Here is a 21,288-nt window from a genome sequence, read left to right as displayed (position 1 = left end):
GCCTGATCTCGCAGAGAATTGTGTAAACCCCCACATATGGCGCGGCATGCTCGGCCTCTCACTATAGCGTCAGCGCCGTGGTGTCGCTAGAAATCAGGGCCTTCAGCACGCCCTTCTGTGTGTGCTCGCTGTGTTCGACCATCGCCGCACGGGCAAGGTCGGGGTCACGCAGGCGCAAGACATCGACAATGTGTCGATGATCCGCGCTGGTTTCCGGATTGACGTCGCGACTAACGGCGCCGAGGTAGAAGAGACGCGTGCATTCGTCGAGATGCGCGGCAACCAGCGCCAACAGCCGCGGATTGTTCGCGCCCTCGGCGATCGCCAGGTGGAAATCGCGGTTGGCCTTGACGAAGGACTGGACACTCTCGCCCTGGTGCGGGTCGTAGCGGGCTTCCGCCAGCGCTTCGAGCCGATCGAGGTCTGCAGCTGAAAGATTGAGCGCGGCCATGGCGGCGGCCGTACCTTCGGTCATCGCGCGGATCGCAAAGAGATCATTGATGTCCTTTACCGTCACGGGCGTAACCCGGTAGCCGCGCCTCGGAAAGGCTTCGATCAGTCCTTCCGCCACCAATCGACCAAGCGCTTCCCGCACCGGCGTCTTGCTCATGGCAAGCTGGTCTGCCAGCTCGAGCTCAGAAAACTCGGCCCCGGGTCTCAAAGAGCCGGAAAGCACCCGCGCACGCAGAGAAACATAAGCGGTCTCCGTCAGGGAAATTTTCTTCTGCCGGGCCGGCGAGGTATCACTTTCAACGCTGAGGCTCTGCAAGACGGCTTCTCTCCAAACTCGATGGGGTCTGTGGACCCACTCGTGGATCATAAGGCTTTACGCCCCATTCTGTCTTCCTCCACTTTTTCTGACTTCGCAAGGCGGCCGGCCTTTGACATGAGATATTTTGTAGTATACTACGATGCATATCACAGCATGACGGCTTGGGAGAGCCGTCCCTGGAGGAACAGTGGCACAGATCCTGGTGATCAATCCGAACAGCTCGAAGGTAGTCACACGCTCGATGGAGGCGTGCCTGAAACCGTTCGAAGGCAAGGGCCACGAAATCCGCTGCACTGAGCTCGAGGGCGCGCCTGTGGGTATCGAAACGGATGCCCATGTCGCCGAAGTCGTGCCGATGCTGATCGAAGCTGTGCAAGCGGCAAAGGCAGACGCCATCGTCATCGCATGCTTTTCGGACCCCGGCATTTCGGCCGTACGAGCCGCCACGAATGTCCCGGTCGTCGGCATTGCTGAAGCGGCGTATCTGACAGCGCTCGGGCTTGGACAGCGTTTCGGGATCGTGTCGATGGGACCGTCCTCGATTGACCGCCACAGGCGTTACCTTGAGGACCTTCAACTCGATGGCAGGCTCGCGGGCGACCGGTCGATCGACATGACCGTTGCTGAACTCATCGCCCAAGACGCTGTCATTCCTGTCACGCGCATCGCCTCCGTGCTTCGCGATGAGGATGGTGCCGAGGCAGTCATCCTCGGCTGCGCCGGCCTCGGGACTTACCGCGAGGCTTTGCAGACAGAACTGGGCTTACCCGTCATCGACCCGGTTCAGGCCGGCGTCGCGCTTGCCTGCATGCAGGCTGAACTCGGCTATCGCAGGAGGGCGCTTTGAGCATTGATCTCATCATTCGTGGGCGGATCGTTACGCCTGAAACGACCATCTCCAATGGCTGGGTCGCGATCTCAGGCTCGATCATCCACGCAATCGGAGAAGGCGAAGCCCCTGCAGCCGCCACCGTGCACGACGCTGGAGACGCTTTCGTCCTGCCGGGGATCGTTGACGGCCAGACCCATGCGGGCAGCTATCTCGGCCTCCCCGGGATCGAACCGACGACCCGATCTGCCATTGCCGGCGGGGTCACGACCATCGTCGATATGCCTTACGACAACCCGACCCCGCTGAGCGCCAGAGAGCATCTGGACGCCAAGGTCGAAGCCGTGGAACGCTTTGCCCATTGCGATGTCGCGCTCTACGGCACGGTCATGCCCGGGCAATCCCTGAACGAAGTGCAATCGCTCGCCGATGGTGGCGTCGTTGCCTTCAAGATCTCCGCTTTCGAGAGCAGCCCCACCCGTTTTCCGAGGATCGATGCGGCCCTCGCCCTCGACCTGCTGGAAGCCCTTTCCGCAACCGACCTGCCGCTTGGATTGCACAACGAAGACCAGGAAATCGTGCGCTCACGGGTTTCGCGCGCAAGGGCCGAGGGTCGAAACGGCATCACCGCGCATTCGCCGAGCCGGCCTGAAGTCGCGGAACTGGCATCGACCGTGCACTTCCTCGAACTCGCCGCCAATGCCGGCGGACATGCCCACATCGTCCATATCAGCACGCCGCGCGGCTTCAAGCTGGTCGACAATTATGCGCAAGAGGGCTTCAGGGCGACCGGCGAACTCTGTGTTCATTACCTTTGGTTCGATCCCGAACGCGACGGTGAAGAGCTCGGCGCGCGGATGAAGGTCAACCCACCCATTCGCCCCGGCCAGATCGATCGGCTCTGGCAGGAACTGATCGAGGACCGGATTGCCTTTGTCAGCTCCGATCATTCCAGCTGGCCGATCGACAACAAGTTCACCGACAGCATCTTCGATGCCGGAGCGGGCGTACCCGGAATGGAGACGCTGCTGCCTGCCTTCTACACCGTCGCAAAACAGCGCGGCGTCGATGCTGCGCAATACAGCGCCAAATATCTCGCCGAACGCCCCGCCCGCTTCTTCGGCCTTTATCCACGCAAGGGGGCTCTCGTCCCCGGTGCCGATGCCGACATCACGATCCTCGCCGAGGAGGACGATGTCTGGGACGCGAGCCGTGCCCAGGACGGCCTCAACTGGAGCCCCTATGACGGACGACGTTTCGCCGCCCGGGTGGCCGCAACCTATCACGCGGGCAGGCTCGCCTATGACGGCCGATCGGTTCTCAACACGCCCGGCAGCGGACGCTATCTGCGCCGCAGCGAAAGCACATGGTTTCCCAAGGATCTCACAACATGACTGAGGCACCCACCCGGCCCGATGACGGTATCGTCGAGAAGGCCATCACCTTCTTCTACTACGTCGACCTTCCCAGAGCGTTGGACTTCTACACAGAGGTCATGGGCTTCCCGCTCGAGATCGATCAGGGCTGGTCGAAGATCCTGAGAATTGCCGAGCATGCCTATGTCGGTCTTGTCGACGAGACCCGCGGAATGCATCGCGCCAATCCTATCAAACCCGTGCAGCTTTGCATCCGAGTGCCCGATGTCGATGCCTGGCATCGCTATCTCTCGAGCCAGAACGCGATCGGGCTGACGGAACCAAAGGACAGCGTCTCCTTGGGAATTCGAGCCTTCGTGCTGGAAGATCCGGAAGGCTACCAGATCGAGGTGCAATCCGTACTTCGGTGAAAACGCGCATGCAAACGTGTCGGCATACCAAAAAAGGGGAACTAAGAATGCTGAATCTTCGCATGAAATCTGGACGTATCGCGGCCCTTGCCGCATTCGTCCTCTTGAGCTCGACGGCCCTGGGCGGCCTGGTCCATGCCAAGGAACTGACCGTCGGCCTGACGTCGGACGCCGTCAATCTCGACCCCCAGGCGGGCGAGGAGCTGTCCAGCAACATCATGTTCTACCACATCTACGATCCCTTGGTCCGCCGCAATGCCGACCTGTCCTTCGGACCCGGCCTTGCAGAGAGCTGGGAGCTCAAGGATGACACGACCTGGGTGTTCAAGCTGCGCCAGGGCGTCAAGTTCCACAATGGCGAAGAGTTCAAGGCGTCGGATGTTGTCTTCACCCTCGACCGTCTGAAGAAGTCGCTGATGGCCAATCTCGGCGCCAACATCGCGTCCTTCACGGCGGTCGATGACTACACCGTCGAGATCAAGACGCCCAAGCCCTATGCGGTCCTGCCGAACGATCTGGCAGCCGTCCTGATCCTCAGCGAGAAATATGCGAAGGAAGTGGGCGACGAGCAGCTGGACTTGAAGCCTGTCGGCACCGGCCCCTACAAGCTGGTCGAATGGATCAAGGAAGATCACATCACGCTTGCCGCCAATGCCGACTACTTCGCCGGTGCGCCGAAGATCGAAGAAGTCACGTTCCGTCCGATCACCAATGGCGCCACCCGCACGGCAGCACTGCTGACCGGCGAAGTCGATGTCATCCAGGATCTCAACGTCCGCGACGTCGACCGCGTCAAGGCGGATGACCGCTACAAGGTCATGACCAAGCCGAGCCTGCTGAACGTCGTGGTCTCCATCGACCATCGTGAGAAGAGCCCCACCGTCGCGCTCGACAAGAATCCGATGATGGATCGACGTGTCCGTGAAGCCATGGTCCGCGCAATCGACGTCAGTGCGATCAACAAGATCATCATGAACGGCCTGTCGACCCCGTCAGAGCAATACATCCCTGCTTCCCACACGGGCTATGTCGACGGCGCAAGCTTCCGAGACATGTATCCCTTCGATCTTGAGAAGGCGGCAGCTCTCATGGCGGAGGCCGGCTACGCCGATGGCTTCACGGTGACCCTCGACACCACCAACAACCGCTATGTCAACGATCAGCAGATCGCGCAGGCGCTTGCGTCGATGCTTGGCAAGATCAAGGTCGATCTCAAGCTCAACCTGATGCCGAAGTCCAACTTCTTCGGCTACATCCGGGTCCCGAGCGACAAGTCGAGCATGATCATGAGCGGCTGGGACGTTCCCTCCGGTGACGGCGGCTCGATGTACAGCGTGATGTTCTACTCGCGCGACAAGAAGGAAGGTTACGGCCAGGTCAACCGCGGATCCTATTCCAATCCGAAGGTGGACGAATTGATCGACAAGGCCGATGCGACCTCCAAGCTCGAAGAGCGCGACGGATACCTGCAGGAAGTCACCAAGATCCTGATGGAAGACATCCCGATGATCCCGATCCACTACGAGCAGGATCTCTATGCCGCAAAGACCAATGTCGAGATGACACCGCGTGCGGACAAGTTCCTCTGGGCCTACGAGATCGACGTCAAGGAATAAGCCCCGACCCGAACGAGCGCGGGACTGTCGACCTTTAGGGAGACAGTCCCGAATTTCTCACTTCTTCATGACGGGACACTGCCTTGCTGGGTTATACGATCAAGCGGCTCCTGCAGATGGTGCTGGTACTCTTTTGCGTATCAGTCATCGTCTTCCTGATGATGAGCTTTACCGGCGATCCCGTCTTCATGGTGATCCCGATCGATTCCACCACCGCCGAGATCGAGCAGGCCCGCCGTCTGCTGGGTCTCGATCGATCCCTGCTGAGCCAATATTTCATCTTCCTCGGCAACATGCTGCAGGGCGATTTCGGGCGCTCCTATGTGTTCCGCCAGCCCGCCATGGACCTCATCCTGGAGCGTCTGCCGGCAACGATCGAAATGGTGCTGGTGGCAATCATGCTGGCGACCGTGATCGCCGTGCCGCTCGGCGTCTATGCCGGGGCCAATCCGAACAAGCCGGTGTCTCGCGGCATCATGGCGGGCTCACTGCTCGGCATTTCCCTCCCCGGGTTCTGGGTGGGCATGATGCTGATCTTCTTCTTCTCCGTCCGCTACCAGTTTCTGCCCTCCTCCGGACGCGGCGATACGGTCGAAATCCTAGGGCTGCGCATATCGATCTTCACGGCGGACGGCTGGTCGCACATCATCCTGCCATCCGTGACACTGGCGCTGGCCACCCTAGCCATCATGCTGCGCATGACCCGTGCGGGCATGATGGAGGTGATGCGGCAGGACTATATGCGGTTCGCCCGTGCCAAAGGCGCATCCCGCCAGAACATCCTGTTCAGGCACGGCCTGAAGAACGCTCTCATTCCGGTCGTCACGATCTTCGGTCTCCAGCTCGGTGACCTCATAGCCTTCGCAACGATCACCGAAACCATCTTTGCATGGCCCGGCACGGGCAAGCTCCTGATCGATTCCATCTACCGCGGCGACCGCCCCGTCATCGTCGTTTACCTGATGCTGACCGCCTTCATCTTCGTTGCCATCAACTTCATCGTCGACATCGTCTACACGCTGATCGACCCACGCATTACCGTGAAGTGAGGATCGCATGACCGGGTTCTTCTCTTCAGAGTTCTTCTTTCACTACCGCCGAAACCTGCCGGCCGTCTTCGGAAGCGCACTGCTCGCCTTCTTCGCCCTGCTTGCGACATTCGGGCCGCTGCTTGTCGCCCAGGATCCCTATGACGTATCCCAGCTGGAGCTGATGGACAGCTTCAAGCCGCCGGTATGGCTGGAGGGTGGTGATAGCAGGTATCTGCTCGGGACAGATGGGCAGGGTCGCGACGTGCTCGCATCCATAGTTTATGGCGCGCGGATCTCCGCCTTCATCGGCCTCGCCGCCATGATCTTCTCCTGCGTGATCGGGACAGCACTCGGGCTGATCTCCGGCTACTACGGCGGCATGGTGGACAGCATCATCATGCGCATCGCAGACATTCAGCTGTCGTTTCCCTCGATGCTGATCGCGCTCTTCCTCATGTCGGCCTTCGGGACGGGCATCGGCATGGTTCTGATCGCGCTCACCGCCGTCGGCTGGGTGGTTTACGCCCGTACCGTTCGCGGATCGACATTGAGCGAGATCCAGAAGGAATACATCCAGGCGGCCAAGGTGGCGGGGCTCGGAAACGGCGAGATCATCCTGCGCCACGTGTTGCCGAACGTCATGACGCCGCTCATCGTGGTCGCTACGATCCAGGTTGGTACCTTCATTCTGATCGAAGCCTCGCTCAGTTTCCTTGGCGTCGGCGTCCCCATCACCGAGCCCTCGCTCGGCCTTCTCGTCAAGGAGGGCTTCGACGTCCTGTTCTCGGGCATCTGGTGGACCTCTGCCTTTCCCGGACTGTTCATCATGTTCCTCGTCTTCGGCATCAACCTGTTCGGCGACTTCCTGCGGGACGAACTCAATCCGCGGCTGAGATGACGAAGGAAACAGCGACCATGGGTGAAGCACTTCTCGAAGTCCGGGATTTGAAGACACATTTCCATACCTTCGGCGGCGTGGTGAAAGCCGTTGACGGCGTCAGCTTCGACGTCCGCCCGGGCGAGGTGGTCGGCCTTGTCGGCGAGTCCGGCGGCGGGAAATCCGTGATCGGATTTTCCATTCTCGGCCTCATTGACCCACCCGGACGGATCGAGGCAGGCAGCATTGTCTTTGCCGGCGAAGATCTGACGCGCAAGAGCGAGGACCAGATGCGCGCTGTGCGCGGTGGCCAGATCGCCATGGTGTTCCAGGACCCCATGACGTCTCTCAACCCGGTCTACACGGTCGGGCGGCAGATGGACGAAATGCTGCGCCTGCATACCGATCTCGATCAGAAAGCGCGGCGCGCACGCTGCATCGAGATGCTCGAAGATGTCGGCATCTCGGAGGCCGCCAGTCGCCTCGACGCCTATCCGCACCAGTTCTCGGGCGGCATGCGCCAGCGCGTTGTCATCGCCATTGCGCTTCTCGCCGGTTCCCGCCTGATCATCGCGGACGAACCCACCACGGCCCTCGATGTCACCGTCCAGGCCCAGATCTTGAAGCTGATGCGCCGCCAGATCGTCGATCGCGGGGCCGCCATGATCCTCGTGACCCACGATCTCGCGGTTGTCTCCGAGATGGCGGACCGGGTGGTCGTGCTTTATTGCGGCAAGGTCGTCGAGCGGGGACTCACGAGCGAGATCATCCAGTCCCCTGCCCATCCCTATACGCGCGGGCTCCTCGACAGCATTCCCAAGATCACCGATCGCCGGGAACGTCTCAGCCAGATACCCGGCACTGTGCCGGACATCCGCACGCTCGGAAAGGGATGCAGCTTCAGGGACCGGTGCTTCCGGGCCCAGGCCATCTGCTCGGCAGAAACGCCGGCTCTTACCCCCGTACGCGGCTCGCTCGATGCAGCCTGCCACTTCCCGCTGGAGGAGACGGCGTTATGACGACCCCCGTGCTTGAGGTCCGAGGTCTGGTCAAAGCCTTCCCCGTGGGGGGGCTTTTCGATCGGCTACAGTTCGGAAAGGGAAAACTCCTCGCTCCCCAGAAACAATTGCGGGCGGTCAACGGTGTCGACCTGTCGATTGCACCGGGCGAGGTCATGGCGCTGGTAGGCGAATCCGGCTGCGGAAAGTCGACCGTTGCCAAGACGATTGCCCGGATCTACGAGCCGACCGCAGGCGAAATCCGGATCGACGGGGAAGACATTTCCCGCATGCAGTTTCGCGAAATGCGCCCGATCCGCCGCAAGCTGCAGATGATCTTCCAGGACCCTTATGCCTCCCTCGACCCCCGGCAGCGGGTCAGGGACATCGTGATGGAGCCGAGGCGCGCTCAGGCCGGGGGCAAGCTCAGCCGACGCGAACTCCATGACGAGGCCATCGCGCTGCTGGCGAAGGTCGGCCTCAATGCCGAACAGGCTGGACGCTACCCGCATCAGTTTTCGGGAGGTCAGCGGCAGCGGATCGGCATCGCACGAGCGTTGTCGGTCCGGCCAAAGATCATCATCGCCGACGAGCCCGTCTCGGCGCTCGACGTCTCGATCCAGGCGCAGATCCTCAACCTGATGATGGACCTGCGCGACGAGTTCGGCCTCTCCTATCTCTTCGTCTCGCACGACCTCTCGGTGGTTCACCACATCGCCGACCGGATTGGGGTCATGTATCTCGGCTTCATGGTGGAGACCGCCAGCCGCGACCAGTTGTTCAGCCAGCCGAAACATCCCTACACGCAGGTTCTGCTTTCGGCCGCGCCGACCATCGACAAGTCGCTGTCAAAACCGAAGATCGAAATCGTCGGCGAAGTGCCAAGTGCCCTGCGCCTGCCGTCTGGCTGCTGCTTCAGGACGCGCTGCCCCATGGCCTTCGATCGATGTGCGATCGAGCGTCCTGTCTTGACGCCCCAACCGGATGGCAGCGCCGTTGCATGCCACCTCCACGATCGGAATGATGCCGAAAGGAACAGCCAGTGAGTTCGCCTGCCATCATTGTTCAACCCCGCCTCGCCCTCGAAGATCCGCATGACTGCACCGATGCGAATGACATGCTGGCCCTCTTCGACGCCCTGTTCGACGGGCTTGTGCGCTATGGCAAGGATGGTGGCTACGTGCCAGCACTCGCAAGCTCCTGGGATGTCACACCGGATGCGCGACACTGGATATTCAGGCTGAGGGAAGGCTTGAGCTTTCACGATGGCACCCCCTGCGATGCGACGGCCGTCTGCCAATCCCTGACACGCATGGCCCGTCCTGACAAAGGCTACACGCTCGGCGCGCCCGGGGTCTGGCATCAGTATCTCGGAGACGCGGAGATCGAGGCAGTCGATCCCCTGACAGTCGCCATCCGCCTGTCGAAGCCGATCGCCGATCTCCTCGATATCCTGGTTTACGGCTACGTGGTCGCTCCCTCGGCACTGGACCGCTACGAGGCGGGAGACACGTCGCAGCCGGTCGGCACAGGGCCGTACCACCTGGTTTCCTACGAACCCGGCCATGCCCTGCACCTCCAGCGTTTCGATAGCTGGCATGGCGAGCGACCAGCCAATGCCGAACTGACGTTCCGCCTGGAACCAAACCGGGAAGCGCGGCTTGAGATGCTGATCTCCGGCCAGGCGCAGTTGGCAAACAGCCTCGATTTCGAAGCATCCAAGGCGCTCGAAGAAACGGCCAGGCATACGCGGGTCACCTCGCTCGTCCCCGTCGCCATCATCTATCTCTTCAATGCCTTCAAGGGGCCGCTGACCGATAGCCGCGTCCGCCGCGCTCTCAATCTGGCGATTGACCGCCAGGCCCTGATCGATCGGGTGGTGAGAGGTGCAGCAAAGCCACTGACCGGCTTCGTCAGCCCCGTGCATTTCGGCAGCCTGCCATCGGAGGATCTGCGCCCTGACCGGGATCAGGCAAAAAAGCTGCTTGCCGAGGCCGGCTTTGCCGAAGGCCTGACCATCGAGGTCGACTGCCCGACACGCCTTCCCGATGAAGCCGAGGCACTGACGGCCGCTCTTGCGGAGCAGCTTGCCCCAATTGGTGTGACGCTGAACGTTCACCGCCACACAGACCGCGAAGCCTATGCGCATGGTGTCCGCCTGAAGCAGGTGCGCGACATGTGCGTCTTCGATTCAAGCCCCTTGAGCACCTTCCGCATCCTAGCCGAGAAGATCGATCACAGAGCCCAAGGCTCCTGGTGGCTGGGCTTTCACAATGCCGAGGCCGAAGACTTGCTCGACGCGGGGCGGGCAACTGTTGATCCACGTGAACGTGCGGAGATCTTCGAGAAGGCCTTCCGCGCGCTGCAAGTGGATCCCCCATGGCTATATCTCTACAATCCCCTGAGGGTGACAGGCCTGTCCGGGTCCTGGCCGGACTGGCGCATGCGACAGGATTGCGTGCTCGACGTGACCCGGCTCCCTGACTTCCAGTCCGGGAAGAGAACATCATGAGGCGCGTCGATCTGATCATCAGCGGCGGAACCATCCTCACCATGGACGGCAGTCGCCGCGTCCTCGACAAGGGTGCGCTGGCAGTTCTCGACGATCGTATCGTCGCGGTCGGGCATGAGGAAGAGATCGCCAGAGAATACCAGGCCGAGCGCAACATCGACGCCCAAGGCAAGGTAGTGATGCCCGGCATGATCGACGTCCATGCCCATGCCGGCCACGGTCTGATCAAGACCATGGGCATGGAGCAAGGCAATCACTGGGAAGAGATCTGCAACGCTGCCTATACTGTCGGCTCGACACCGGAATTCTGGTTCGCAGAGGCGCGGCTCGCAGCCCTCGAACGCCTGCGCTTCGGCGTCACCACCGGCGTTTCGCTTCTCGGTGGCGGCGACACGATCATGCGGACGGATGATGTCGCCTATGGAAGCGCCCACTGCGAGGGCGTCGCGGCAGTCGGCACGCGCTCGGTCGTCGCCGTCGGACCGACCCGCCCTCCGCATCCGCGAACCTATGCGTCCTGGCAAGACGGCAAGGCAGCAGAAAAGCCCGTAACCTTCGAGGAGCAGTTTGCCGTCAGCCGGAAACTGCTTGATCTGTGGCACGGGCGCGGACGCCTGAAGATCGCCTTGCTCACGCCCGTGCTGCGTGACGAACATCAAAGCAACCTGTCGGCGGCAGACTATGAGGCCGCAGTTACGCAGACACGGGCCGTGCGGGCGCTCTCACGCGAGGCGGGCGTGGTCTTCACCCAAGATGGCCACTGGAAGGGCTCCGTCTCCCGCGCCGAAAAGCTCGGCATCCTCGGACCGGACGCGCTTCTGTCCCACGCCATCGATATCACGCCCGAAGAAATCCGGATCATTGCCGACACAGGCACCCGCATCGCCCATAACCCCAGCGCGATTGCCTCCATTCTTGGCCGATGCCCGGCGATCGAACTGATCGAGGCTGGTGCTGTGGTGGCCATCGGCTCCGATGCAACGGCGCCAGACCGATCGGCGGACATGTTCCGGCACATGCAGCAATGCATGCACTATCACCGCACGCATTTTCACGATCCCTCGGTCCTGCCTCCGGGCAAGGCCCTCGAAATGGTGACGATCGATGCAGCGACAGCCCTGGGGCTCGATCGGGACCTTGGCTCCCTTGAGGTCGGCAAGAAAGCCGATATCGTGGTGGTGGATATGCAGCGCCCTCACCTCGCGCCCTACCAGATGCCGATCTTCCGCCTTGCCTACTTCGCCAACGGCAATGACGTCGACACCGTCGTGATCGACGGGCAGATCCTGCTTGAAGGTGGCCGCCCTCTGCAGACCGACCTCGATGAGGTCGTCGCAGAAGCCGACAAGCAAGCCCGGTTGCTGATCGAGCACATGGGGCTCGAAAACATGATTGGCCAACCCGAAGGCTTCTTTGGCCATGCACGATATCCGAAACATCAAGGAGACAGCCAATGATGAGGCTGAATGAAGAGGCAAAAGGCGTCTACGTCATAGCCCTCACCCCTTTCACGGAGACGGGTGATCTCGATCTGGAAAGCACGGACCGCATGGTCGATTTCTACCTCGAGCGCGGCGCAACGGGACTGACCGTGCTTGGGATGATGGGCGAAGCGCAAAAGCTGACCATCGAGGAATCGCAGACCTATGTCCGCCGTATCCTTCGCAGGGTCGATGGCCGCGTGCCGGTTGTTGCGGGTGTCTCTGCTGCGGGCTTTGCCCAGATGCAGGCCCTGACCTTGATGGTCATGGATGACGGCGCGGCAGGTGTGATGATCGCTCCGCCCTCGTCCCTGCGCAACGATCAGCAGATCGTCACCTACTACAAGCAGGCGGCGGAGTTCATCGGCGATACGCCTTTCGTGCTGCAGGATTTCCCGCTCGTCACAAGCGTCACCATCCCCGTCTCCGTCATCCAGACGATCATCGATCAGATCCCGACCTGCGTCTGCCTCAAACACGAGGACTGGCCCGGTCTTTCGAAGATTACCGCACTAAGGACCGCCTCGGAGACGTCCGGCAAGAGGCGCATATCAATCCTGTGCGGCAATGGCGGCGTCTTCCTGCCCGAAGAGATGGCACGTGGGGCAGACGGCGCCATGACAGGCTTTGCCTATCCGGAAATGATGCGCGACGTCGTTCACTATAGCGAGCAGGGAAATCCGGAGCGCGCGCAGGACATCTTCGACGCTTATCTTCCCCTCGCGCGCTACGAACAGCAGCCGGGACTTGGCCTTTCCATCCGGAAATACATCATGGCGAAACGCGGCGCGATCGCCACGCCCGCACTGCGCAAACCGGGGGGAGCCCTGTCTCCCGCCGATATCAGCGAGATCGAGCGCCTGATCGCGCGCCAGGACAGAAGATTGAAGGAACTCGGCTGATGGAACTCGGCTTGAAAAGCAAAACCGCTCTCGTTCTGGGTGCAAGCCGTGGACTGGGTGCCGCGATCGCCCGAGGGCTCGCGGAAGAAGGGGTGACGGTCCATGCCGCCGCCCGCAACACCTCGGCCATCTCGGCATGGGCTTCCGAGCTCGCACCAACGTCAGGTACCGTCATCCCGCTCCAGCTCGACCTCTCCGATATCGACAGCGTGAATAAGGCCGTCCAGTCGCTCGTAGCAGATGGGGGGGTCGACATCCTCGTCAACAATTCTGGCGGCCCGCCACCGGCCGCAGCCGTCGATGCGAAACGGACGGACTGGCTCAATCATTTCGAGACGATGGCCGCCAACATCTTCCATCTGACCACCAGTCTTCTGCCTGGCATGCGGGAAAAGCGCTGGGGTCGGATCATATCGATCGCCTCCTCCGGCGTAGAGCAGCCGATCGCACGGCTGGCGCTGTCCAATGGCATTCGCTCGGCCCTGATCGGCTGGTCGAAAACACTCGCTGCGGAAGTGGCCGCGGAAGGCGTGACTGTAAACGTGATTCTTCCGGGGCGCATTCACACACAAAGGGTGGACGAACTCGACGCAGCCGCAGCCAGCCGCTCAGCCAAGAGTGTCGAGGAGGTCGCCGCCGAATCCGCAGCCGGCATTCCGGCGGGACGCTATGGCCGGCCGGAGGAATTTGCCGCCGTTGCCGTCTTCCTGGCCTCCGAGCCAGCCTCCTATGTGACGGGAAGCAAGATCCGCGTGGATGGCGGTGCCATCAGATCCGTCTGAAGCAGACTTAAGCAAAACGGACGGACATACACTATGTCCGTCCGAAACTTACTCGCCCACGGCACGATATGCCATCCGATATGCAAGGCCGCGCCAACTGAATGGGACAGTCCGTCGCAAAATCGGCCATCTCCACATTGTAGAAGGTTTTCGTCCGCGGGCCTGTGATGATGGGATCAATGTGGCGGACGCATTCCAAGTAATGCGCGGTCTTGCGGTGGTCATCCTCGGGGCTGCGTAGCACGTCAAGGCGAAGGTTTCCCGGTTCGCGGCGGGTTCCTTCATAGTTGATCCGGAAAGCATCGAGAAACTCGTCGACATGGCCTTGTTTGACGTGAATTGCGACCGCGTCGAAGCCCCGTCAGCGCGTGAAACTTCTGCCATCCCGTCGGCTGAAAAGACATTCCCAGCACAGCACCTGAGAACCTGAAGACTGGGACCAGCAGCACCAGCAGTTACCACTTGCGAAACCAGCTGCGCTGTCGAGGTAATTTTGGCTCGGACAGGTTCAGATCGATCGGGAGGCTTTTTTTCATCAGTGGCTGATATTGCAGGTCACCCGTTCCTGCCGATCTTTGAATGGGATGTTGACTTCAAGACCTTCGTCCCGATCTTCCCAACCGGGAAAGATGCCTCAGCGATTAGGCTGCAACAAGACACATATAACAAGACCTATATTTCTGTTGTTCGATATCGTGCGTTTGCGAGCCTCACCAGACATCCAAGCGGATGTCTGGTGAAGAAAGATTCGACAAAGCCGCGCAAGCCTGGCTTCTATCGACCGAAATCAGCCGTGGTCACGACGCCGTCTGTGTTCCGATCCAGCATGCCCATCCAGGCGACGACACCCCCGAGGAATTCGTCCCGCGACACCTTGCCGTCCTGGTCGGCGTCGTTGTTCTGAAGTGTCATTCCCAGGGACGCCCGGTCGGCTCTGCCACCATGCCCACCATGTCCGCCGGCATTGGCCTTCATGTCGTTGGCGCGCGCCTCGTCGAAATACACGTATTCATCGGCATCGATAAACCCGTCCTCGTTGGAATCGAAGGTGAGGAAGACGTCGCCGCGCTTGGACTGCAATTCGGAAAGGGTGGCTTCGCCATTTCCGTTGAGATCCCAGTTCTCTAGGAAGTGGGCGCCAGGATTGCCCTGCTGCTGAGCCATCAGGGGTGCGGCGGAAGCAGCCAGAGCCATGGCAGCGATCAGAATTTTCTTGAGACTATGCATTTTGCGTTCCTCTTCATCGGATCTTGTTTGCGCGTCTTGAGCGGCGAAGTTTGTTTCACCCCGCCTCGACTGCGATGGACATGTGATGATGGATGCATGTCGCATGATGATGCCGTCTCAGGCCCCTTTTGTAACGGTTTGTCGCAGATCGGCGGACTGACACCCGGCGTGACAAAGGAGGAGTGGAACACGGTCCCCTTCATGCGCTAGAAACGTACCATGACCTCAAGCGACCCCAGTCCACATATCCTGATCGTCGACGACCATCGCGACATCCGCGACGGACTGGTCCGCTACCTGGAAAAGAACGGTTTCCGGACCACGGCTGCGCGCGACGCGACCGAGATGGACAAGTGCCTGCATGGCGGACGCTTCGATCTTGTGATCCTCGACGTCATGATGCCCGGTGAAGACGGCCTTTCGATCGCACGGCGGCTGAGCAGCGCAGGCGGACCACCAATTCTTATGCTGAGTGCCTTGGCCGAAGAGACGGATCGCATTGTCGGCCTTGAGGTCGGAGCTGACGACTACCTGCCGAAACCCTTCAGCCCGAGAGAATTGCTGGCAAGGGTCAAGGCCATCTTGCGGCGGACCGGTCGAACGACCAGCCTCGCCGGCAGCCTCTCCGGCCGACGCCTTTCCTTTTCCGGATGGACACTGAACACGGATACGCGGCAGCTGATACGTGACGAGGATGAAAAACAGATATCGCTGAGCTCGACGGAATTCCGTCTTCTAATCGTCTTTCTCGAACGTCCCCGATTTGTCCTGTCCAGGGATCAATTGATGGATCTGACCGAGGGTCGGGCCCCGGACGTCTTTGATCGGGCGATCGACAACCAGATCAGCCGGCTGCGTCGCAAGATCGAGCCCGATCCGGGACACCCGACGATCATCACAACGATACGGGCGGGAGGCTACAGCCTCGCCTGTGACGTGGCAGTCTTGCCATGAGAGTTGGATGGCCCAGGGATCTCAGCGCCCAGATCGGACTGACCACACTTGCCGCGCTGATCTTTACCCAGATCCTGTTCCTCGCCTTGTTCGGTGCCGAGCGGGGCCTCTCCCATGTGGAGGAGCAAAGGGCGGATATTGTAAGGCAGGGTCAACGCCTGGTCGGTCTCCTGCCGACGATCCCTGAACCGGCGAGGAACGACGTTCTTTCGGCAGCCGGATCTGAACGCGTGATATTCCGGCTGAGCGACACGCCAACCGTCGTCGCTGGGACATCAGATGAAGACGCGCGCATGGAGCTGGAAGCGCGTGGCGGTTCGGTCGAGCATCCAGGCTATGAACCCGTGACGGCGTTCGCGCGACGGATTGGCCTCATACCAGCAATCCTGCGCTTGTCTCTTCCGACGTCGGACGGTCAATGGCTTAACATCGAGGCCTCCCTGGAGCGGCCCGGCGCATTCATGCCGCCGCGGCTTTTGCTCGGCGCGATCCTCTCTGCCCTCGCCGTCTGGATCGTCATGCGTTTCCTGGTGGCACGCATCACCCTTCCCTTGCGGCAGCTTGCCGGCACGGCAGACGCCCTGGATCTGGACCGGGGCCCACCGGAGCGCATCGAAACCGGTCCAAGCGAAGTGAAGGTCCTGGCGAAGGCACTCCACAGTCTGCATGCACGCCTTGTGAACGCAGTCCATGAGCGGACCCGCATTCTGGCAGCGCTTGGCCACGATCTGCGAAGCCCGATCACGGCCCTCAGGCTGCAAGCCGAATTCGTCGATGAGGATCAGCTGCACGAGCGGATCACACGCATTCTCGATGGAATGCAGGAGATGACCGAGACGACCCTGGCCTATGCTCGGGGGCTCAGCGAAGCAGGTGACAAGCGTTCGTCCGACCCCTTCGCGCTGGTCGCCCGCCTCGCAGAAGAGCTCAACACGACCGCGAGCCCGGTGACACTCGGCAGCATGCCGGTCGTCACGACACCACTGCGGGAGCTACCGGTGCGCCGCGCCGTTCGCAACCTGATTGAAAATGCCCAGAGATATGGCGGCAAGGTTCACATCACTGGTGAGCTGGACGGATCCATCGCCCGCATTCATATCGATGACGACGGACCCGGAATTCCTATGGAGGATCTGCAACGCGTGTTCAGCCCGTTCGAGCGTCTGGAGGCGTCTCGCTCGCGTGACACGGGCGGTCACGGTCTCGGCCTGACGATTGCGCGTGACATTATGCGAGCCCAGGGCGGGGATGTCACACTTCTTAACCGGGCAGAAGGTGGCTTACGGGCAACCGTCATCCTAACCATCGCCGACGGTTCTGAAAACCCGTAATGCGGTGTGCCAACGGTGCTGGGGAAGGACAAGCAGCATTTGAACCGACGATGAATTGACGACATATATAATTCAAACTATTCTTATATTCATATTGTTGCCCAACCACCGGCAGGACTCAAAATGGATTTCGCTCCTCTGCTCGATCTCCTCGATGAGGCGGCGCTGGGTGCGCTGTTGGGCGCGCTCACCGGAGCGATCTTCGGCTTTTCTGCGCAGAGATCCTCTTTCTGCCTACGCGCAGCAACGGTTGAAGTCGCCAGACGCGAGGTCGGGCCCAGAATGGCTGTCTGGCTTCTGACCTTTTCCACCGCTGTCGTCTGGGTGCAGGCTGCCATTTTGGCCGGCCTGTTCGATCCGTCCGCGTCACGGGTGATGTCGATCACCGGCAGTTGGTCGGGTGCCGTCATCGGCGGGCTGATGTTCGGCATCGGGATGGTGCTCGCCAGGGGATGTTCCGGCCGATTGCTGGTCCTCGCCTCCACTGGAAATTTGCGCTCACTCATCTCGGGGCTGATCTTTGCTGTCGTTGCCCAGATGGCTCTGCACGGTTGGCTTGCTCCAGCGCGCAGCTATCTTGCTGCACTCTGGACGACGCCAGCCGGCCAGAATGTCGATCTGCTTGCCTTGACTGGAGCACCCGAGGCCGGCGGGCTGATCCTCGGACTGGCAATGGCAGCGTTCGCCCTGTTTCTCGCCATCAAGCGCCAAATTGGATGGACGAAGTTAGTTTTCGCCGCTGGGGTCGGCTTCGCCGTAGCCGTCGGTTGGGTCTTCACATTCACCCTGTCACAATCCGCTTTCGAGCCCGTGACCGTCAATTCCATCACGTTCTCCGGTCCTTCGGCGAGCACTCTGATGTTCTTCCTCACGGAAGACCATGCACTCGATTTCGAGATAGGCCTGGTGCCCGGTGTCGTGTTCGGAGCGTTCCTGTCCGCCCTCCTGTCCCGACAGCTGAAATTCGAAGGTTTCACGCACGAGACACAGATGCGCCGCTCGATGCTGGGCGCGGTGCTCATGGGCTTCGGCGCGATGCTGGCCGGCGGCTGTGCGATCGGAGCAGGTGTGACGGGCGGCTCGGTGTTTGCAGCAACGGCATGGCTCGCCCTCTTCTGCATGTGGGTGGGAGCCGTGTTGACGGATTTCCTGATTGATCAGTCGAATGCCAGTGCCGATGTCGTTCACGGCCTGGCTCAGACTCCAGTGACGAACCGGTAACCTGTGCCCTCTTTCTCGACATGACCGATACCACCATCCGGCAGATGAAAACCGATGATCGCTGTCTTGTCCCTGGCCATGTCGTCAAGCAGCCTCATTCGTGTTCGCGCGGCCATCTCGGCATCCTGATCCGAGCCCGATTTCCATTCGGGATGGACGAAGGCTACATGGTGATTGCCGATGGCATCCCCGACCACCAAGACGGCGTCCTGCCCCTCGCCTACGCGAAACGACATGTGGCCCGGCGTGTGGCCGGGCGTGAGATGAGCAACGACACCGGGTAGGACGCCACCGCCATCCTCCAGCAAGGTGAGACTATCGGCCATGGCTGAGAGGCGACGGGCGGCGCCGACGGCAAACGTCGTGCGCGCCTGATCGATGGAGGCAACGGTGTCGGGATGTGTCCAGTAGTCGAACTCGGCCCGTCCGATCATGTGCGAGGCATTGGCGAAGACCGGTTCATCGAACTCGTCGAGCACGCCCCACAGATGATCCGGATGAGCATGGGTGAACACCACATGCGTGACATCTTCGGCGGGCACATCGAGCAGGTTCAAGGCTTCGGCCAGCTTGCCGGCTGAGGGCTGAAAATCCGGGCCGGCCCCCACATCGAACAGAACAGTATGGGTTCCGTCACGCAACAGGGTAACGTTGCATGGCGGGGTCAGTTGATCCCGCGACAAGCCGAAGGCCTCGACGACCACCTTGAGTTCTTCCTCCGGCATGCCGCCAAGGATGAAGTCAGCCGGGAGCATCAGGTTTCCGTCCGAAAGCGTGTCGATCCGGACGTCACCGAATGCTATCTGCGCGGACGCCCATACACGTTGCGGCCCGAGGAGTGCGGTCGCACCCACAGCACCCATGCCTGCCAGAAATCTACGCCGCAGCAACATCATTCCCTCCAAAGGATGGAGGCAGCCCTGAGGGCCGCCTCCCTTGTCTTCAATCAGCCGAACATGTCCGTGGTGATACCCTCGTACCAGCCGAGGCTTTCCTCGTAGGTCGCTTTGCGCAAAGCCGCGTCCTCGCCCGTCTGGCTGATGAAGCTTTCCACTGACGCAATCTTCTCGGGCGTAGGCTGATAGGAAGCACCGACCTTGACGCCGTCGTCGGGCGCAATCAGTGACCAGCAGGTATTCGAGTATTTCGCAGGGAATACCTTCGATCCCAGGAGCTCGCCGCGGATGGACATGGCCGCAACCTTCGCCTGACTGTTCGCCGAGAAACCCGATTTCGGCATGTCCCCCTGGGCGCTGGAATCGCCGAGCACATAGACATTGTCGTCCATCTTGGACTTCATGTTTTCCGGATGCACGGGAGCCCAGCCCTTGTCGTCGGTGACGGCTGCAATCTGTGCGATCTTGCCAGCAATCTGGCCGGGGATCACGTTGCAGGCATCGATCTTTTCCACCGTTCCGTCGACCACGATTTCCATGCTGTCCGGGCGAACTTCCACGGCACCGCCCCCGAAATCCGGGCCGATCCACTCGATCATGCCGTCATAATGCTTGCCCCACCCCTCTTCGAAGAGGGCCTGTTTCGAGTATTTGTCCTTCGGGTCGAGCACCATGATCTTGGCGGTCGGGTTTTTCTGTTTCAGCAGATGAGCGATCATGCTGATCCGCTCGTAAGGACCGGGAGGACAACGGTAAGGATTGGGCGGCGCAATCATCGCGAAGACGCCACCAGCCGGCATCGCCTCCACCATCGACTTCAGCAGTTGCGTCTGCGGTCCGGCCTTGTAGGCATGCGGCATCTTTTCCGCCGCCTCGACCGACCAGCCCGGCACGGACCCATCCTTGAAGTCGATACCGGGAGACAGGATCAGCCGATCATAGGCAAGCGTCTGGCCACCCGCCAGCGTCACAGTCCGGGCATTCCGGTCGACGCCGGTGGCGAGATCGTTGATCACGGTGACGCCGCCGGCTGCGATCTTGTCATATCCGTGCTGGAGGCTTTCGAATTCGCGGAAACCGCCGAGATAGAGATTGGAGAAGAAGCAGGTCGTATAAACAGGATTGGCTTCCACCAGCGTCACATCCAGCGCGCCTGCACCGTCCTTGGCGAGATAGCGAGCGGCTGTCGCGCCACCCGCTCCACCGCCGATGATCACGATCTTCGGCTTTGCCTGACCGAAAACCGAGGGTGCCGCGAGAAGTGCTGCAGCCGTCAGGCCCGATCCGATGAGTGCACGTCGTGTCAGTTTCATGAGCGTTCTCCCCTTTTGTCGTTCCCTGAGCGGTTGATCCGCCCGTGGTTATTGAACCTCTTCGAAATAGGCGGCGAGAGCGGCGATCTCTTCTTCCGACAGACGACCTGCCATCATCTGCATCACCGGATGCGGCCTGAGCTTGCGCTTGTAGGCGTGCATGGCGACGACGAAATCGGCAACGGGCCAGTTGGTGATCGATGGAATGCCCTTGTCGGAGCCGTCGCTCTGGTGGCACGTCGTGCATTCGGAGGACAGGTACTCGCCATATTCGCGGTCACCCTTGATCCCAAGGATCGCGGGATCCAGATCGACTTCCGGCTTGCTTGCCGTCGGATCGGCTTCGGGAATATCGCGCGGGTTGTCCGACCATTCACGAAGATAGGCCATGATCGCCGAGCGGTCTTCGGTCTCCGCGATCCCGCGGTAATTCATCCGAGTGCCCGAAACCAGGCTCTTCGGATTGGTGAGATAGGCGTCGAGTGTTTCCAGGTGCCACTCCAGGCCGTCCTGCCCCATGCGGGTGATCGACTTCGAGTACTTGAAGCCCTCGATGCTCCCGGCTCTGCGGCCGAAAACCCCGTTGAGCTGTGGTCCTACCCGATTTCGAGCGCCTGCGCCGACCTGATGGCAGGACGAGCACTCGCGCTTGAAAAGGCGAGCGCCGTCGGCCGAATTGCCCAACTCCTGGGCGATAGCGGGTTCCCAAGCCAGAAGGCCGATAACGAGAGCAAGCCTGATCGAGCCACGGCTTGCCATT

Annotated in this window: 20 protein-coding genes and 1 pseudogene; 15 read left to right on the top strand and 6 right to left on the bottom strand. The window is 60.9% G+C overall.

What is annotated here, in order from left to right; translation table 11 throughout:
* Window positions 1-61: 61 nt before the first annotated feature.
* Window positions 62-820 carry a GntR family transcriptional regulator gene (locus SJY08_RS00460; protein ID WP_377274109.1) on the bottom strand — a complete coding sequence of 253 codons (759 nt, stop codon included), beginning with the start codon at window positions 818-820 and terminating at the stop codon, window positions 62-64.
* Window positions 821-959: 139 nt separating this feature from the next.
* On the opposite strand from SJY08_RS00460, the gene SJY08_RS00455 reads away from it, so the two are divergent.
* The 12 genes from SJY08_RS00455 (at window position 960) to SJY08_RS00400 (ending at window position 13,586) form a co-directional block, all read left to right on the top strand.
* On the top strand, window positions 960-1,619 hold the full coding sequence (locus tag SJY08_RS00455) for an aspartate/glutamate racemase family protein (protein ID WP_069043145.1): 660 nt from the start codon (window positions 960-962) through the stop codon (window positions 1,617-1,619).
* The gene (locus SJY08_RS00450; RefSeq protein WP_377274106.1) at window positions 1,616-2,995 is read left to right on the top strand and encodes a dihydroorotase family protein; all 1,380 of its coding nucleotides are present in this window, start codon (window positions 1,616-1,618) and stop codon (window positions 2,993-2,995) included. Before SJY08_RS00455 ends, SJY08_RS00450 begins: the two co-directional genes overlap by 4 nt.
* Complete coding sequence (locus tag SJY08_RS00445; RefSeq protein ID WP_377274104.1) at window positions 2,992-3,387, top strand: VOC family protein; 396 nt, start codon at window positions 2,992-2,994, stop codon at window positions 3,385-3,387. The genes SJY08_RS00450 and SJY08_RS00445 overlap by 4 nt, the downstream gene beginning before the upstream one ends.
* Window positions 3,388-3,434: 47 nt before the next feature.
* Complete coding sequence (locus SJY08_RS00440; RefSeq protein WP_377274102.1) at window positions 3,435-5,003, top strand: ABC transporter substrate-binding protein; 1,569 nt, start codon at window positions 3,435-3,437, stop codon at window positions 5,001-5,003.
* Between the two features lie 83 nt (window positions 5,004-5,086).
* Window positions 5,087-6,052, top strand: coding sequence for an ABC transporter permease (locus SJY08_RS00435; protein WP_069043141.1), 966 nt, complete (start codon window positions 5,087-5,089; stop codon window positions 6,050-6,052).
* Between the two features lie 7 nt (window positions 6,053-6,059).
* Complete coding sequence (locus tag SJY08_RS00430) at window positions 6,060-6,932, top strand: ABC transporter permease (RefSeq protein ID WP_153762972.1); 873 nt, start codon at window positions 6,060-6,062, stop codon at window positions 6,930-6,932.
* 17 nt (window positions 6,933-6,949) lie between these two features.
* Entirely contained in the window at window positions 6,950-7,930 is a 981-nt protein-coding gene (locus tag SJY08_RS00425; protein ID WP_377274099.1) for an ABC transporter ATP-binding protein, read from the top strand.
* Window positions 7,927-8,955: an ABC transporter ATP-binding protein gene (locus SJY08_RS00420; RefSeq protein WP_377274097.1), complete on the top strand. Its 1,029-nt coding sequence runs from the start codon at window positions 7,927-7,929 to the stop codon at window positions 8,953-8,955. The genes SJY08_RS00425 and SJY08_RS00420 overlap by 4 nt, the downstream gene beginning before the upstream one ends.
* Complete coding sequence (locus tag SJY08_RS00415; protein ID WP_377274095.1) at window positions 8,952-10,421, top strand: ABC transporter substrate-binding protein; 1,470 nt, start codon at window positions 8,952-8,954, stop codon at window positions 10,419-10,421. Before SJY08_RS00420 ends, SJY08_RS00415 begins: the two co-directional genes overlap by 4 nt.
* Window positions 10,418-11,878 (top strand): amidohydrolase family protein, encoded by a 1,461-nt coding sequence (locus SJY08_RS00410; RefSeq protein WP_377274093.1) that lies wholly within the window; start codon window positions 10,418-10,420, stop codon window positions 11,876-11,878. The genes SJY08_RS00415 and SJY08_RS00410 overlap by 4 nt, the downstream gene beginning before the upstream one ends.
* Window positions 11,875-12,804 carry a dihydrodipicolinate synthase family protein gene (locus SJY08_RS00405; protein ID WP_377274091.1) on the top strand — a complete coding sequence of 310 codons (930 nt, stop codon included), beginning with the start codon at window positions 11,875-11,877 and terminating at the stop codon, window positions 12,802-12,804. Before SJY08_RS00410 ends, SJY08_RS00405 begins: the two co-directional genes overlap by 4 nt.
* The gene (locus SJY08_RS00400) at window positions 12,804-13,586 is read left to right on the top strand and encodes an SDR family oxidoreductase (protein WP_377274089.1); all 783 of its coding nucleotides are present in this window, start codon (window positions 12,804-12,806) and stop codon (window positions 13,584-13,586) included. Before SJY08_RS00405 ends, SJY08_RS00400 begins: the two co-directional genes overlap by 1 nt.
* Before the next feature lie 118 nt (window positions 13,587-13,704).
* On the opposite strand, the pseudogene SJY08_RS00395 reads toward SJY08_RS00400, so the two are convergent.
* Together SJY08_RS00395 and SJY08_RS00390 are read right to left on the bottom strand one after the other, a co-directional pair.
* A pseudogene (locus SJY08_RS00395) lies at window positions 13,705-13,926 on the bottom strand (antibiotic biosynthesis monooxygenase); the annotation flags it as partial.
* A gap of 434 nt (window positions 13,927-14,360) precedes the next feature.
* The gene (locus SJY08_RS00390; RefSeq protein WP_377274087.1) at window positions 14,361-14,813 is read right to left on the bottom strand and encodes an EF-hand domain-containing protein; all 453 of its coding nucleotides are present in this window, start codon (window positions 14,811-14,813) and stop codon (window positions 14,361-14,363) included.
* Between the two features lie 219 nt (window positions 14,814-15,032).
* Between SJY08_RS00390 and SJY08_RS00385 the strand changes: the two genes are divergently transcribed.
* From SJY08_RS00385 to SJY08_RS00375, 3 genes are all read left to right on the top strand, one after another.
* Window positions 15,033-15,767: a response regulator gene (locus SJY08_RS00385; protein WP_377274085.1), complete on the top strand. Its 735-nt coding sequence runs from the start codon at window positions 15,033-15,035 to the stop codon at window positions 15,765-15,767.
* Window positions 15,764-17,098 (top strand): sensor histidine kinase, encoded by a 1,335-nt coding sequence (locus SJY08_RS00380; protein ID WP_377274083.1) that lies wholly within the window; start codon window positions 15,764-15,766, stop codon window positions 17,096-17,098. The genes SJY08_RS00385 and SJY08_RS00380 overlap by 4 nt, the downstream gene beginning before the upstream one ends.
* A gap of 123 nt (window positions 17,099-17,221) precedes the next feature.
* Window positions 17,222-18,319, top strand: coding sequence for a YeeE/YedE family protein (locus tag SJY08_RS00375; RefSeq protein WP_377274081.1), 1,098 nt, complete (start codon window positions 17,222-17,224; stop codon window positions 18,317-18,319).
* On the opposite strand, the gene SJY08_RS00370 is transcribed toward SJY08_RS00375, so the two are convergent.
* Genes SJY08_RS00370 through SJY08_RS00360 form a run of 3 tightly spaced genes read right to left on the bottom strand, consistent with a single transcriptional unit; the run spans window position 18,295 to window position 21,287 of the window.
* The gene (locus SJY08_RS00370) at window positions 18,295-19,212 is read right to left on the bottom strand and encodes an MBL fold metallo-hydrolase (protein ID WP_377274079.1); all 918 of its coding nucleotides are present in this window, start codon (window positions 19,210-19,212) and stop codon (window positions 18,295-18,297) included. The two genes, SJY08_RS00375 and SJY08_RS00370, sit on opposite strands and share 25 nt — an antisense overlap.
* Before the next feature lie 53 nt (window positions 19,213-19,265).
* On the bottom strand, window positions 19,266-20,528 hold the full coding sequence (locus SJY08_RS00365) for an FCSD flavin-binding domain-containing protein (RefSeq protein WP_377274077.1): 1,263 nt from the start codon (window positions 20,526-20,528) through the stop codon (window positions 19,266-19,268).
* A gap of 48 nt (window positions 20,529-20,576) precedes the next feature.
* Window positions 20,577-21,287: a c-type cytochrome gene (locus SJY08_RS00360; RefSeq protein WP_377274075.1), complete on the bottom strand. Its 711-nt coding sequence runs from the start codon at window positions 21,285-21,287 to the stop codon at window positions 20,577-20,579.
* Between the last annotated feature and the right edge of the window lies 1 nt (window position 21,288).

The organism is Rhizobium sp. R86522 (assembly GCF_042466255.1).
Taxonomy (GTDB): domain Bacteria; phylum Pseudomonadota; class Alphaproteobacteria; order Rhizobiales; family Rhizobiaceae; genus Allorhizobium.
This window is presented reverse-complemented; position numbering and strand designations above follow the sequence as displayed.

What these genes read in the sequence shown, in the direction of transcription:
- SJY08_RS00460 (WP_377274109.1), bottom strand. Translation starts at nt 820, where the DNA reads ATGATCCACGAGTGGGTCCACAGACCCCATCGAGTTTGGAGAGAAGCC.
- SJY08_RS00445 (WP_377274104.1), top strand. Translation starts at nt 2,992, where the DNA reads ATGACTGAGGCACCCACCCGGCCCGATGACGGTATCGTCGAGAAGGCC.
- SJY08_RS00440 (WP_377274102.1), top strand. Translation starts at nt 3,435, where the DNA reads ATGCTGAATCTTCGCATGAAATCTGGACGTATCGCGGCCCTTGCCGCA.
- SJY08_RS00430 (WP_153762972.1), top strand. Translation starts at nt 6,060, where the DNA reads ATGACCGGGTTCTTCTCTTCAGAGTTCTTCTTTCACTACCGCCGAAAC.
- SJY08_RS00425 (WP_377274099.1), top strand. Translation starts at nt 6,950, where the DNA reads ATGGGTGAAGCACTTCTCGAAGTCCGGGATTTGAAGACACATTTCCAT.
- SJY08_RS00420 (WP_377274097.1), top strand. Translation starts at nt 7,927, where the DNA reads ATGACGACCCCCGTGCTTGAGGTCCGAGGTCTGGTCAAAGCCTTCCCC.
- SJY08_RS00410 (WP_377274093.1), top strand. Translation starts at nt 10,418, where the DNA reads ATGAGGCGCGTCGATCTGATCATCAGCGGCGGAACCATCCTCACCATG.
- SJY08_RS00405 (WP_377274091.1), top strand. Translation starts at nt 11,875, where the DNA reads ATGATGAGGCTGAATGAAGAGGCAAAAGGCGTCTACGTCATAGCCCTC.
- SJY08_RS00400 (WP_377274089.1), top strand. Translation starts at nt 12,804, where the DNA reads ATGGAACTCGGCTTGAAAAGCAAAACCGCTCTCGTTCTGGGTGCAAGC.
- SJY08_RS00390 (WP_377274087.1), bottom strand. Translation starts at nt 14,813, where the DNA reads ATGCATAGTCTCAAGAAAATTCTGATCGCTGCCATGGCTCTGGCTGCT.
- SJY08_RS00385 (WP_377274085.1), top strand. Translation starts at nt 15,033, where the DNA reads ATGACCTCAAGCGACCCCAGTCCACATATCCTGATCGTCGACGACCAT.
- SJY08_RS00380 (WP_377274083.1), top strand. Translation starts at nt 15,764, where the DNA reads ATGAGAGTTGGATGGCCCAGGGATCTCAGCGCCCAGATCGGACTGACC.
- SJY08_RS00375 (WP_377274081.1), top strand. Translation starts at nt 17,222, where the DNA reads ATGGATTTCGCTCCTCTGCTCGATCTCCTCGATGAGGCGGCGCTGGGT.
- SJY08_RS00370 (WP_377274079.1), bottom strand. Translation starts at nt 19,212, where the DNA reads ATGTTGCTGCGGCGTAGATTTCTGGCAGGCATGGGTGCTGTGGGTGCG.
- SJY08_RS00365 (WP_377274077.1), bottom strand. Translation starts at nt 20,528, where the DNA reads ATGAAACTGACACGACGTGCACTCATCGGATCGGGCCTGACGGCTGCA.
- SJY08_RS00360 (WP_377274075.1), bottom strand. Translation starts at nt 21,287, where the DNA reads ATGGCAAGCCGTGGCTCGATCAGGCTTGCTCTCGTTATCGGCCTTCTG.